General features: G+C 71.3%; 12 protein-coding genes. 10 read left to right on the top strand and 2 right to left on the bottom strand.

Going from position 1 to position 13,048, the window contains the following annotated elements; genetic code table 11:
- Positions 1–106 precede the first annotated feature (106 nt).
- On the top strand, positions 107–592 hold the full coding sequence (locus OP18_RS53010; protein WP_052387307.1) for a signal peptidase I: 486 nt from the start codon (positions 107–109) through the stop codon (positions 590–592).
- Between the two features lie 60 nt (positions 593–652).
- Positions 653–1,324, top strand: coding sequence for a hypothetical protein (locus OP18_RS25710; RefSeq protein ID WP_033361589.1), 672 nt, complete (start codon positions 653–655; stop codon positions 1,322–1,324).
- 16 nt (positions 1,325–1,340) lie between these two features.
- On the opposite strand, the gene OP18_RS25705 is transcribed toward OP18_RS25710, so the two are convergent.
- Positions 1,341–2,156 carry a hypothetical protein gene (locus tag OP18_RS25705; protein WP_156089771.1) on the bottom strand — a complete coding sequence of 272 codons (816 nt, stop codon included), beginning with the start codon at positions 2,154–2,156 and terminating at the stop codon, positions 1,341–1,343.
- A 198-nt stretch (positions 2,157–2,354) separates the two neighbouring features.
- On the opposite strand from OP18_RS25705, the gene OP18_RS25700 reads away from it, so the two are divergent.
- The 8 genes from OP18_RS25700 to OP18_RS25665 all read left to right on the top strand — a co-directional run bounded on the left by OP18_RS25700 (position 2,355) and on the right by OP18_RS25665 (position 11,171).
- Positions 2,355–3,329 carry a LacI family DNA-binding transcriptional regulator gene (locus OP18_RS25700; protein WP_245635525.1) on the top strand — a complete coding sequence of 325 codons (975 nt, stop codon included), beginning with the start codon at positions 2,355–2,357 and terminating at the stop codon, positions 3,327–3,329.
- A gap of 10 nt (positions 3,330–3,339) precedes the next feature.
- Positions 3,340–4,578 (top strand): sugar ABC transporter substrate-binding protein, encoded by a 1,239-nt coding sequence (locus OP18_RS25695; RefSeq protein WP_033361586.1) that lies wholly within the window; start codon positions 3,340–3,342, stop codon positions 4,576–4,578.
- Positions 4,579–4,583: 5 nt separating this feature from the next.
- Complete coding sequence (locus OP18_RS25690) at positions 4,584–5,618, top strand: carbohydrate ABC transporter permease (protein ID WP_033361585.1); 1,035 nt, start codon at positions 4,584–4,586, stop codon at positions 5,616–5,618.
- A gap of 1 nt (position 5,619) precedes the next feature.
- A complete protein-coding gene (locus OP18_RS25685; RefSeq protein ID WP_033361584.1) occupies positions 5,620–6,450 on the top strand; it encodes a carbohydrate ABC transporter permease in 831 nt (276 codons plus the stop codon).
- A 141-nt stretch (positions 6,451–6,591) separates the two neighbouring features.
- Complete coding sequence (locus OP18_RS25680) at positions 6,592–8,622, top strand: amylo-alpha-1,6-glucosidase (RefSeq protein WP_033361583.1); 2,031 nt, start codon at positions 6,592–6,594, stop codon at positions 8,620–8,622.
- Positions 8,619–9,587 (top strand): ABC transporter ATP-binding protein, encoded by a 969-nt coding sequence (locus OP18_RS25675; RefSeq protein ID WP_033361582.1) that lies wholly within the window; start codon positions 8,619–8,621, stop codon positions 9,585–9,587. Before OP18_RS25680 ends, OP18_RS25675 begins: the two co-directional genes overlap by 4 nt.
- Positions 9,580–10,380 carry an ABC transporter permease gene (locus tag OP18_RS25670; protein WP_033361581.1) on the top strand — a complete coding sequence of 267 codons (801 nt, stop codon included), beginning with the start codon at positions 9,580–9,582 and terminating at the stop codon, positions 10,378–10,380. Before OP18_RS25675 ends, OP18_RS25670 begins: the two co-directional genes overlap by 8 nt.
- A complete protein-coding gene (locus OP18_RS25665) occupies positions 10,377–11,171 on the top strand; it encodes an ABC transporter permease (RefSeq protein WP_033361580.1) in 795 nt (264 codons plus the stop codon). Before OP18_RS25670 ends, OP18_RS25665 begins: the two co-directional genes overlap by 4 nt.
- Positions 11,172–11,303: 132 nt before the next feature.
- On the opposite strand, the gene OP18_RS25660 is transcribed toward OP18_RS25665, so the two are convergent.
- Complete coding sequence (locus tag OP18_RS25660) at positions 11,304–12,959, bottom strand: methyl-accepting chemotaxis protein (protein ID WP_052387306.1); 1,656 nt, start codon at positions 12,957–12,959, stop codon at positions 11,304–11,306.
- Positions 12,960–13,048: the final 89 nt, after the last annotated feature.

Genomic DNA, 13,048 nt, shown 5'->3' with positions numbered 1-13,048 from the left:
GACAGCGCCGGACGCCCATGATCGCCTGAGCGACGTTCACCGCCGCGACGACCGTGAGTGTCGGGTGGTCCTCAGGTCGGGCGTCCGCCTGCCGACCTGAGGAGGCGTGACGCAGCTGTTCGCGCGGGTGTCGGCCACGGTGCTGATGTTCTTCGCCGGGCTCGTCGCCGCCACCGTGATCCCGACCGCGTTCGGCTGGTCGGCGTCCGTCGTCGTGTCCGGGTCGATGACCCCGGCGATCGCCATCGGTGACGTGGTCGTGGCCGCACCGGTCCGCGACGCCGACATCCGCCCCGGGCGGGTGCTGCGCTTCCGCGACCCGTCCGACCCGCGCCGGTTCGTGCTGCACCGGGTCGTCGCGGTCGGTGCCGACGGGACGGTCGTGACGAAGGGCGACGCCGCCGCCGCCGCGGACTCCGCCCACGTCAGCGTGGCCGACGTCACCGGCCGCGCCGCGCTGCGCGTGCCGTGGGTGGGGCTGCCGGGGCTGTGGCTGCGCGACGGCGCCTACGGCAACCTCGCCGGCCTCGGCGTCGCCCTGGTGCTGCTGTCCGCCCTGGCGAGCAGGGGCATGGCTGCCGACCGGGCGTAAGCCGGTGGCACGACGGTTCCCGGTGTTCAAGGTGGGCCGACGCGCGCCGACGTTCGTGGCATGAAGCACCGGGCTCCCGCACGACGCCGTACCCGATGGGGCGGGGCGGCCTCCGTCGTCGTCGCCCTGACGGCGTGCACCGGCGTCGTCTACCACACCTCCTACGCGGCGTTCAGCGCCTCGACGTCGAACAGCGCGAACACCCTCACGGCGGGCGTGCTCGCCCTGACCGACAATGACAGCAACGCCGCCATGTTCAACGTCTCCGGGCTCGTGCCCGGTGCGAGTGGCAGCAGCTGCGTGACGGTGTCCTGGTCCGGCACGGTGACCCCGTCGGCGCCGGTGCAGCTGTTCGTCGCCCCCGGCGACGCGACCGACACCCCGGGCAGCGGCGGTGGCGGTGTCGCGTCGTCGATCAACTGGAGCGTCGAGACCGCGGCCGGCACCGGCATCTTCGGCTCCGGCGGCTCGTGCACGGGCCTGACCGGGTCGACGGTGTTCGGCAACACCGCCGACACCGCGATCACCGCCGGGCGGATGTTGTCGGACTTCACCGCGAAGAACGCTTACAGCGCCGGGGCGACGACGAGCGTGTCGTCGGCGTGGACGCCGGTCGCGAACGTGGCGAGCACGCGGGTGTTCCGGTTCAACTACAAGCTGGCGACCGACGCCCCGAATTCGGCGATGGGCGCCTCGGCCGTTGTGAAGATCACCTGGGAGACCCGGAGCTGACGGCCGGGCCGGCGGTTCACGACAGGGCGACGTCGTCGATGAAGATGTCGCCCACGGCGGTCGAGGTGCTGACGATCAGCGTGACGGTCGTGGCGGCGCCGGAGTTGAACGGCAGCGTCACCTGCACCCACGTGCCGGCGGTGCCGGTGCCCTGCACGTTGGCGATCTCGGTGCCGTAGGGGCTGGCACCGGCGACCGCCCGCAGTTTCGCGGTCGTGGTGCCCGACGCCGTCCACGCCCACGCGGTGAACGTGTAGGCAGTGGCGGCCGTGACCGGGACGGCCGTGTAGGCCTGGGTGCTCACCGGGACCCGCATGCTCTTCGCCGCGGTCCGGACCGGACTGCTCGACACGGCTGCGAAATTGCCGGTGGTGTCCAGGCGCCACGGCGACGCGTCGGCGTTGCTCTCGAAGCCCGGGTTGGTGAGCAGGTTCGCCGCACAGCCGACATAGGCGCTCTGCGTGGCGGCCGGCGACGTCCAGCTCTGCAGGTAGGAGAAGACCTGGTAGTCGTAGGTCTGCCCGTTGGCCATGCCGGTGTCGGTCGCTGACGTGGCCGCGGTCTGCACGGTGTTCTGCGTGACCCCGCCGAGGCGGCGTTGCAGCCGGTACCCGGTCGGCGCCGACCCGCCGGCCGCGGCGGTCCAGGTGGCGTCGACGCTCGGGGTCGTGCCGGCGCACTGCGGCATCAGGCTCAGCCCGGTCGGGGCCTGGAGGGTGCCCGCACCGAACGTGTCGCCCGCGTTCGAGGTGCGGTTGCTGAATCCGGCCTGTGACGACGCCCTGGGGATGAGGGCTGCCGCCGCGCCGACAGCGACCAGCGCGACCGTCACCGTCTTCCTGCTGCGGCGGACCACACCCGGCAGATCGGCAGGGGTCGGCGCGGCTTGAGACGGGTTCGCCGGGTGGGCCTTGACAGAGCGCCGTGCGGTGGCGCATTGTCCTTAACATTCCAGCAACTTGAACGATCAAATGCGGTGACATCAAGATTTGATCGTTCAAAAGCGCGAAGGAGGGCGAAGTTGCCGAAAGTGACGATTGCCACCGTTGCCGAACGGGCCGGGGTCTCCCGGCAGACGGTCTCCAACGTGCTGAACACCCCTGAGGTCGTGCGCGAGGAAACCCGGGCACGGGTGATCGAGGCGATCGAGGCGCTCGGCTACCGCGCCAACCAGGCGGCCCGCCAGATGCGCACCGGGCGGTCCCGGCTCATCGCGGTCCGCATCGAGCCGGACCGCGACGGGATCAACGGCTCGGTGCTGGACCGCTTCCTGCACGGGCTCACCGACGCCGCCGCGCCGGCCGGATACCGGGTCATGCTCTACACCGCCACTGATGACACGGAGGAGATCGCCACCTTCGAAAGCCTGCTGACCTCCTACGACCTGGACGCCTTCGTCCTGACCAGCACCCACCACGGCGACGCGCGCACGTCGTGGCTCGCGGAGCGTGGGGTGCCGTTCGTGACGTTCGGCCGGCCCTGGGGCGCGCCGGACACCCACTCGTGGGTGGACGTCGACAACGCGGCCGGCACCGCGATGGCGACCCGGCACCTGCTCGGCACCGGCCACCGCCGGATCGGCTTCCTGGGCTGGCCGGCCGGCTCCGGTGTCGGCGACGCCCGCCGCGACGGCTGGGCGTCCACCCTCGCCGCCGCGGGCCTGCCCGGCACCGGGCTCGACGTCGCGGTCGAGGACGGCATCGACTCCGGAGCCGCCGCCGTCGCCGACCTCCTGCCGTCACTGGACGCGCTGGTCTGCGCGTCGGACTCGCTGGCGCTCGGTGCGCTGCGCGCCGCCCGCGAGTCCGGCCACCCGTGCGCGGTGATCGGCTTCGACGACACGGCGGTCGCCCGGGTGGTCGGTCTCAGCAGCGTCAGCCAGCCCCTCACCGAGGCCGCGGCCTGCTGCATCGACCTGCTCGCCGGCGTCCTGGACCGCTCCGCGCCGCCCCGTCAACTCCTGTTCGAACCGTCCCTCGTCCTCCGCCACAGCACACCCCTGTAAGGAGCCCCCGATGAAGCACGTCAGACTGGTCGCGGTCGCCACCGCGCTGTTACTCACCACCACGGCCTGCGGCAGCGGCTTCGACGACAACAAGGGCGGCAGCGCCCAGCAGGGCAGCGGCGCCGCCGACCTGAAGATCCTGATCGCTTCGTCCGGCGACGCCGAGACCAAGGCCGTCACCGAGGCCGCCGCCGCGTGGGCGAGCGGCTCCGGCAACAAGGCCACGGTCACCCCGGCGCAGGACATCGTCCAGCAGCTCGGGCAGGCGTTCGCGGGCAGCACGCCACCGGACGTGTTCTACGTCGACGCGGCCCGCTTCGCGGACTACGCGAGCGTCGGGGCGCTCGAGCCCTACGCCAGCAAGGTCTCCGATCTCGACGACTTCTACCCGAGCCTGCGCCAGGCGTTCACCTACGACGGCAAGGTGTACTGCGTACCGAAGGACAGCTCGACGCTGGCCCTGGAGATCAACACCGCGCTGTGGCAGCAGGCCGGGCTCACCGACGCCGACGTGCCGAAGAACTGGGACCAGCTGACCGCCGTGGCGCGGAAGCTCCAGGCCAAGGGCATCGTCCCGCTGGCGATCGGCGACACCCGCGACCGGATCGGCGCGTTCCTCGTGCAGAACGGCGGGTGGTGGACCAGCCCCGACGGCAAGCAGGCCACGGCCGACACCCCGGCGAACGAGGCCGCCCTGACCTACGTGCAGGGACTGCTCAAGGACGGCCTCGCGAAGTTCCCGAAGCAGCTCGACACCGGCTGGGGCGGCGAGGCGTTCGGCAAGGGCAAGGCCGCCATGACGATCGAGGGCAACTGGATCAAGGGGGCGATGAAGGCCGACTTCCCGACCGTCAAGTACACCGTGCACGAGCTGCCGGCCGGCCCCACGGGCACCAAGGGCACGCTGTCGTTCACCCAGTGCTGGGGGATCGCGGCCAAGAGCAGGTACAAGGCGCAGGCGATCAAGTTCGTCGAGGCGATGACGGCCGTCGACCAGCAGCTGCAGTTCGCGACCGCGTACGGTGTCATGCCGTCCCGGCAGTCCGCCCAGGCGCAATACACGGCCAAGTTCCCCGAGGACGCACCGTTCATCGCCGGCGCCGCCTACGGCCACGGCCCGGTCAACGCCCCCAAGATGGACAGCGTCCTCGCCGACCTCGACACCGGCCTGCAGGGCCTGGCCACCAGCACCCCGAAGGCCGTCCTGCAGCGCTTCGACAAGAACGCCAAGACGGCGCTCGGCGGCTGACGGCCGTGGCCGACTCCAAGCGCGGCGGCATCCGCGGCAACGAGCGGGCAGCCGGCTGGCTCTTCGTCGCACCCGTGGTGATCGTCCTCGGACTGTTCCTCGTGGTGCCGGTCCTCATGGCGCTGTGGGTCAGCCTCACCCGCTGGAACGGGCAGGGCAGCCCGTTCCAGCCGGGTGTCCCGTTCGCCGGACTGGACAACTACACCAGCCTGTTCGCCGACGACGGGCTGGCCCGGCAGAACTTCGTGACCAGCATCCGCAACAACGCCTACTACGTGGCCGCGGTCGTGCCGCTGCAGACCCTGGTGGCCCTCAGCCTCGCGCTCGTGGTCAACAACCGGCTGCTCAAGGGCAAGGGCTTCTTCCGGACCGCGTTCTACTTCCCGTCGGTGACCAGCTCCGTCGCGATCAGCGTGGTCTTCCTGTTCATGTTCGCCAACACCGGCGCGATCAACGAGATCCTGGGCTTCTTCGGCATCGACGGCCCGCAATGGTTTTCCGATCCGCGCGGCGTGCTGCACCTGGCGCTCGGCGCGGTCGGACTGGCCGACGAGCAGGCACCGCCCGCGGCGATGACCGAGCACAGCCTGCTCGGCCTGAGCTGGTGGGACTGGGTCTCCGGGCCCAGCGTCGCGATGTGCGCGATCATCGCGCTCGTCGTGTGGACCACGTCGGGCACGTTCATGCTGATGTTCCTGGCGGCGCTGCAGAACATCCCGGCCCAGCTCGACGAGGCCGGCCTGATCGACGGCGCCAGCCGCTGGCAGCGCCTGCGGTACATCACCCTGCCGCAGCTGCGGCCCACCACGTTCCTGGTGCTCACGCTGGGCCTGATCGGCACCTGGCAGGTCTTCGACCAGATCTACGTGATGAGCCAGGGCAACCCGGCCAAGACCACCCTCACCCCGGCCTACCTGTCCTACCGCACCGCCTTCCGCGACTTCGACTACGGCTCCGGCGCGGCGATCTCGTTCGTGCTCTTCCTGATCATCGTCGTGCTCACCCTGCTGCAGCGGCGGGTGCTGCGGGAAAGGCCCTGACATGCGCACGCTCGCCACCCGGTTCGCCGGCTACGCCATCCTGGTGTTCTTCTCGCTGGTCGTGCTCTACCCGTTCGTCATCCAGATCGCGAACTCGTTCAAGACCGAGGCCGACGCGTCGGCGAACCCGCTCTCGCCGATCGCGCACCCGTTCACCACCGAATCGATGAGCCGCATCTTCAGCGGCACCGACTTCCCGACCTGGCTCGGCAACTCCGTCCTGGTCACCGTCATCGTGACGATCAGCCGCGTGCTGTTCGGCTCCATGGCCGGCTACGCCCTGTCCCGGCTGCGCTTCCCCGGCCGGCGCACGCTCTTCGCCGCCCTGATCGGGCTCCTGGCGGTCCCCGGCGTGGTCCTGCTCATCCCGAAGTTCCTCGTCCTCAACCAGCTCGGCATCTACAACACCTACGCCGCCCTGATCGTGCCGATGATCGCCGACGCCGCCGGCGTCTTCATCATGAAGCAGTTCTTCGACTCCGTGCCGGTCAGCATCGAGGAAGCCGCCCGCCTCGACGGCGCGGGCACCTTCCGGACCTTCTGGTCGGTGGTGCTGCCCACCGCCCGGCCGGCGCTGATCACCCTGACCATCCTGGCGTTCCAGGGCTCCTGGAACGAGTTCCCCCACACCGTCGTCGCCGTGCAGGACCCGTCCCTGTTCACCCTGCCCCGCGGGCTGGCCGACCTGGTCAGCGGATCCCTCGGCTCCGGCAACCAGTACCCGCTGAAACTCGGCGCCGCCCTCCTGGCCACCATCCCGGTGGCGGTCATCTTCGTGATCTTCCAACGCTACTTCGTCCCAGGCGCCAACGAAGGCGCCGAAAAAGGCTAGCCCGCGCCGCAGTCGGGCCCCATCGTCGGGAGGCGGGTCAGGCCCGCCTCCCGAGCCGAGCGGCGCCGCGGGCGCCGGCACCAGACGCCTGCCTCACCACCCCGCACACCTGCCAGCACGTCAAGAGCGAGGAAACAACGGATGACTGCCGAGCAATCGACACAGCCACTGCTGCATGACCTGGTGCCCACGGTGGCCGCGCCGAGCAGCGCGCTGTCCGGCCGTGACGGTCAGATCCGCGCCGCAGGGGTCCAGGGCCTGTTCCATGTCGATCGGCGGGTGCTGTCCGAAGCTGTCCTCCGCGTCGACGGACACGAGCCCGAGCCCATCAGCTACGCCCCGGCCGGGCCCGGAGCGGCCCGTTTCGTCGGGCTGCTGCGCCATTTCGGCGGCCGCACCCCCGACACGGCGGTGCGGGTCGACCGGCTCCGGCGCGTGCTGCCGTCCGCCATGAGCGAGCAGATCCGCGTCACCTCCGCCGCGCTCGACACCGTCTCCTGCACCGTCACCCTCGACCTGGCCAGTGACAACGCCCTCATCGAACGCGTCAAGGACGGCGCCGCCGAACCACCCCGCGCCACCACCGCCACGTCCGACGGCCTCGCCTGGCCGGGCGGGACCACCGTGGCCGCCGCGGAAGCCCTCGTCACGACCTCACCGGCGCGGCTGTCCTGGCTGGTCACGCTCGCCCCGGGCGAGTCCGTGACCCTGCGCTGGCGCGTCGACCTGCAGTCCCGCGGCGCGGTCGTGGCCGCGCCGGACCGCCCGGTCGAGTGGGCCCGCCCCGACGTCCGCGCCGACGACCGGCGCCTCGTCCGCCTGCTCGACCAGGCGCTGGACGACCTCGAGTCGCTGCGGCTGACCGACGACCCGGGCTCCGGCGACACCTTCCTGGGCGCCGGTGTGCCGTGGTTCCTCGCACTGTTCGGCCGCGACAGCATCTGGGCGGCCCGGATGCTGCTGCCGCTGGGCACCGACCTCGCCGCCGGCACGCTGCGGGTCCTGGCCCGCCGCCAAGGGCAGCGGCTCGACCCCCGCACGGCCGAGGCGCCCGGAAAGATCGTTCACGAGATCCGGCAGGAGTCGGTCACGCTGCCCGCGAGCTACTACGGCACCATCGACGCCACCCCGCTGTGGATCAGCCTGCTGCACGACGCGTGGTGCTGGGGCATGCCCGCCGACCAGGTCGCCGCGCTGCTGCCGAACCTCGACGCCGCCCTTACCTGGATCGAGCGGTACGCCGACGCCGACGGCGACGGCTTCCTCGAATACGTCGACGCGACCGGACAGGGCCTGGCCAACCAGGGCTGGAAGGACTCCGCCGACGCCGTGCGCCACCGCGACGGCCGGCTGGCAACCGCACCCATCGCATTGTGCGAGGTCCAAGGCTACGCATACGCCGCCGCGATGCACGGCGCCCGCCTCCTCGACGCGTTCGGCCGGCCCGGCGCCGACCGCTGGCGCGACTACGCCGACGCCATGGCCGCCCGGTTCCGGGAGCGGTTCTGGGTGCCCGGCCCGGACGGCGGCTACCCCGCCCTGGCCCTCGACGGCGACAAACGCCAGGTCGACGCGCTCACCAGCAACATCGGCCACCTGCTCGGCACCGGACTGCTCAACGCCGACGAGGAGAAGGCCGTCGCCGAACGGCTCGTGGCCCCCGACCTGGCCAGCGGGTACGGGCTGCGCACCATGTCCACCCGCGACGGTGGATACGCCCCGCTGTCCTACCACTGCGGCTCCGTCTGGCCGCACGACACCGCCATCGTGATGCTCGGCATGACCCGCGCCGGGCACAGCGACGCCGCCGCCGTCCTCGCCGAAGGGCTGCTCACCGCCGCCGAAGCCTTCGAGTACCGCCATCCCGAGCTCTACGCCGGCGACAGCTCCACCGACACCGGCCGACCCGTGCCCTATCCCGCGTCCTGCCGGCCCCAGGCCTGGTCCGCGGCCGCCTCCGTGGCCATCCTCCAGGCCCTCCTCGGCCTCGACCCCGACGTCCCCGCCGGGCGTCTGAGCCTGGCACCTCCGGCGGCGAGACCGCTCGGCGCCATCACCGCCAAGGGGTTGCGCATCGCCGGGCGATCCGTCGACATCACCGTCGCGCGCGGCGCCCAACCCGCGGTGGCCGGTCTCCCCGACGGGATCACCGTCCGGACGGCTATGCCGTGATCGAGGTACGCGAGCTGACCAAGCACTTCCGGGTGCATCGACGCGAACCGGGACTGCGCGCCGCGCTGCGCTCCCTCGTCCGGCGCGAGCACCACACCGTCCGCGCGGTCGACCAGGTCAGCTTCACCATCCCGGAGGGGGAGATGGTCGGCTTCCTCGGCCCCAACGGCGCCGGCAAGACCACCACACTGAAATGCCTCACCGGCCTGCTCCATCCGACGGCCGGCACCGTCCGGGTGCTCGGACACGTCCCGCACCACCGGGAACCCGCCTTCCTCCGCCGGATCTCGCTGGTCATGGGCCAGCGCAACGCCCTGTTCTGGGATCTGCCCGCCGCTGACGCCTTCGAGGTCAACCGGGCGATCTACGGCCTGGCGCCGGCACCCTACCGATCGGCCCTCGACGAACTCGTCGTGCTGCTCGGCCTCGAACCGTTGCTCGGCAAGCAGGTGCGGGTCCTCAGCCTCGGCGAACGCATGCGCTGCGAGCTGGCCGGAGCGCTGCTGCACCGCCCCGACGTGGTCTTCCTCGACGAACCGACCCTCGGCCTGGACGTCAACGGCCAAGCGGCGGTCCGCGCCTTCCTGCGCGACTACAACGCCCGGCACGGTGCGACCATCCTGCTGACCAGCCACTACATGGGCGACGTGACCGCATTGGCCCGCCGGGTGCTGGTCATCGACCGGGCCACCCTGCGCTTCGACGGTGACCTCACGGCGCTGGTCGAGGCGCACTCGCCCCACCGGCTGGTCCGGGTCACCCTGCGCGAGGCCGTACCGGCGCGGACGTGGACCGGCCTCGGCGAGGTGTCCGACGTGGACGGTGCGGTCGTCACACTGATGGTCCCGCGGACCGAAACGGCGGCGATCGCGGCGCGGCTGCTGACCACCCTGCCGGTCGAGGACGTCGCGATCGAGGACCCGCCGGTGGAGGACATCATCCGGGCCGTCTTCGCCGATGCGTGACCTGCTCGCGGCATACCCGCCGCTCGTGCGCAGCGCGATGCTGATGGCCTTCACCTACCGGGGGCGGATCGTCCTCGGCGTGATCACCGGCTTCTTTCCGCTGCTGACCATGGCGGTGTGGCTCACCGTGGTCGCCGAGGCCGGACCACCGGCGGGCTGGACCAGCGGCGACTTCCTGTCCTACTACGCGGCGGCCACCCTGCTCTGGAACCTCTCCGGCGACCAGGTCGTCTGGCAGTGGGACGCGGACATGCGCAGCGGCGACCTGTCGGTGCGCCTGGTCCGCCCCGTGCATCCGTTCCACCAGTACGCCACCGGCAACCTCGGCAACCGGCTGGTGTTCCTGGCCGTGCTGGCGCCGGCGCTCACGATCGCCGCACTGCTCACACCGGGCCTGAACTACCCGGCCGATCCGGTCCGGCTCGCCGCCGTCGCCGTCGCGCTGGCCCTTGCCTACGCGCTCGGCCTGCTCATGGCCTCGACCTTCGCCCTGGTCGGGTTCTGGAGCACCCAGACGACCAACGCATGGATGCTCTGGTGGGGCCTCGGCTCGTTCGCCTCCGGCTGGGTCGCCCCGCTGGCACTCATGCCGGAGTGGCTGCGCCGGGCGGCCGCCGTGTTGCCGTTCCGCACCACGATGGGCTTCCCCGTCGAGTTGCTGATGGGCCGCCTCGACCTGCGGCAGACCATGTACGGCTTCGCCGTCGGTGCCGGCTGGCTCGCGGTGTTCGCCCTGCTGTACCGCACCATCTGGCGCCGCGGCATCCGCCGCTACCAGGCGGTGGACGGATGACCGGATGGACCCGCCACCTCCGCGTCCTGGGCATCTGCTGGCGGGCGGCCGTCGCCGGGGAGGCCGAGTACCGGCTGAACTTCGTCTCCAACATCATGCTCAGCGTGTTCTGGATGCTGTGGGCGGCCGCCGGCGCGTCGGTCTACTTCCGCCACACCGGCGCCGTGGCCGGCTGGACCAACGCCGAGGTCCTCGTCGTCATCGGCCTGTTCTTCACCCTCAACGGCCTACGCCAGATGCTGCTGCAGCCGAACCTGGAGCGGATGACCGACTACGTGCGCCTCGGCACGCTCGACTTCCTGCTCCTCAAACCGTTCGACGCGCAACTGCTGGTCAGCCTGCGCCACCTCAACGTCGCCACCCTGCTCGACCCGGCGCTCGGCCTGGCCCTCACCACCACCGGCGTCATCCTCACCGGCCGCGGCACGTCCGTGGCCGCACTCGCCTCGTTCGCGTGGATGCTGGCCTGCGCCATGCTGCTGATGTACGCCCTCACCGTCCTGATGATGGCGGCCGCCGTGAGACTCGTCGCGGCCGAGGAGCTCGGCCGGGTGACCTACGCCTTCAACGAGTTGTCCCGCTTCCCGGTGGACCTGTACCGCAACCCCGCACAGACCATCCTGACCATCGTGCCGATCGCGTTCCTGACCACCTACCCGGCCGCCGCGCTCCTCGGCCGGCTCAACCCCTACCTGCTGCCGCTCGCGCCCGTCGTGGCAGCCCTCGCCCTCGCGCTGGCAACCCTCGCCTGGCGGCGCGCCCTCCGCTCGTACACGGGCGCCGGCTCCTGACCCGGCTTCACCTGGCGCAGCCGAGCGACGCCTGGGTAGCAGTGGCGCGCCGCGATGGCGTTGCGTCGGGAGGGCGGCGGGCCGGCGGCAGGTGCCTGCCGCCGCGGCGGATCGGCTGCCGGGTCTGCTGGTTCACACCTTGAAGCTGCCGACCAGGGTCTGCAGGTCGCTGGACATCCGCGCGAGCCCGTCAGCGGCTCGCCGGGTCTCCTCGATGCCGGTGGTGGTCGCCTGGGCCGCGGTGGCGACGCCGGTGATGTTGGCGGTGATCTGGCTGGTGCCGGTGGCGGCCTGGCTGACGTTGCGGCCGATCTCGTCGGTGACGGCGGTCTGTTCCTCTACGGCGGTGGCGATGGTGGCGGAGTACCCGTTGATCTGGTCGATGACCGACGTGATCTGCTCGATGGCTTCGACGGCGGCCGTGGAGTCGTGCTGGATGGTGCCGACGCGGGTGGAGATGTCCTCGGTGGCCTTCGAGGTCGCCTGAGCCAGGTCCTTGACCTCGTTGGCGACGACGGCGAAGCCTTTGCCGAGCTCGCCGGCGCGGGCCGCTTCGATCGTCGCGTTGAGGGCGAGGAGGTTGGTCTGCTCGGCGATGCTGGTGATCAGGTTGACCACGTTGCCGATCTCGGTGCTGGACTGGCCGAGCTTGGAGACGGTCGTGGTCGCGGCGGATGCCACCCCGACGGCGCCGTGGGCGGTCGCGGCGGCCTCGCTGGCGCTGGTCGCGATCTCGCGGATGGACGCGGTCATCTCCTCGGTGGCGGCCGACACGGTGTCCATGTTGCGCGAGACCTCTTCGGCCGCTGCCGCGGCGGTGCCGGACTGTGCGCTGACGGCCTTGGCGCTGCCGGCGAGCTGGGCGCTGACGGTGGACAGTTCGTGGGCTGCGCCCGCGAGGGTCTGGCTGCTGCCGCTGATGCTGTGCACGGTGCCCCGCAGCCTGGTCAGGGCGGCGTCAAGGGCGCCGGCCATCCGGCCGACCTCGTCGCGTTGCGTGACACCCGCGGTGCGGGTCAGGTCGCCCTCGGCGAGCCCTTCGACGACGTAGGAGACCCGGCCGACGGCATTGACGATGATCCTGGCGACGTAGAGGCCGAACAGGACGGCCAGGAGGGTGCCGAGGATCAACACGGTGAGGGTGATGGTTCGGGCGGAGGTGTAGGCCGACTGCGCGACGCCCAGCCGGCGTACGGCGTCCTTGGTCTCCAGGTCGACGATCTGCCGGACGATCGCTTCGGCCTTGTCGAACGCCGGCCCGGCCACGGTGTCGCGCAGGCGTTCCAGCGTCGCGTAGTCGTTGCGCCGGCTGGCCGGGACCATCTGGTCGTCGCGGATCGCCTGGTACTGCGACCAGGCGTCGCGCAGCTGCCCGACCAGCCGCGGCGCCACGCTGTTGCCGGCGTAGACGTCGAGCAGTGCCGTGAAGGTCGTGTCGTCGGCGGCCATGAGCTGCTCGAACCTGGCGATGTTGGCGTCGGTGGTGCTGAGGGCGTGGTTGAGCACGGTGGTCCGGGCGCTGGACATCGCTCTGGCCACGTCGTTGATGCGGTTCAGCGGCATCAGCCCACTGTGGTAGAGCTCCTTCGTCTGGTTGTTGAGGTCGTTCAGCCGGTTGATCGCCAGCACGCCGATCGTGCCCGCCACGACGGTCATCACGGCGATCAACATGATGATCTTGATTCTGACCGGCCGGTCGGCGACCAGCGGGCCGAGCAGGCCGCTGCCCGCGGCACCGCTGCCCTGCCGGACGCCGGATGGGTCCGCACCCGCGAAGAGCTGTGACATCTGGTTGCGCCTTTCGACGTGCAGAACCGGACCTGGGCCGCGTGCGCTGAACAGAGCGCATCTCTGGTATCGGCGCGCCGGGCGGAAAC

This window comes from Dactylosporangium aurantiacum (assembly GCF_000716715.1).
GTDB lineage: Bacteria > Actinomycetota > Actinomycetes > Mycobacteriales > Micromonosporaceae > Dactylosporangium > Dactylosporangium aurantiacum.
This window is presented reverse-complemented; position numbering and strand designations above follow the sequence as displayed.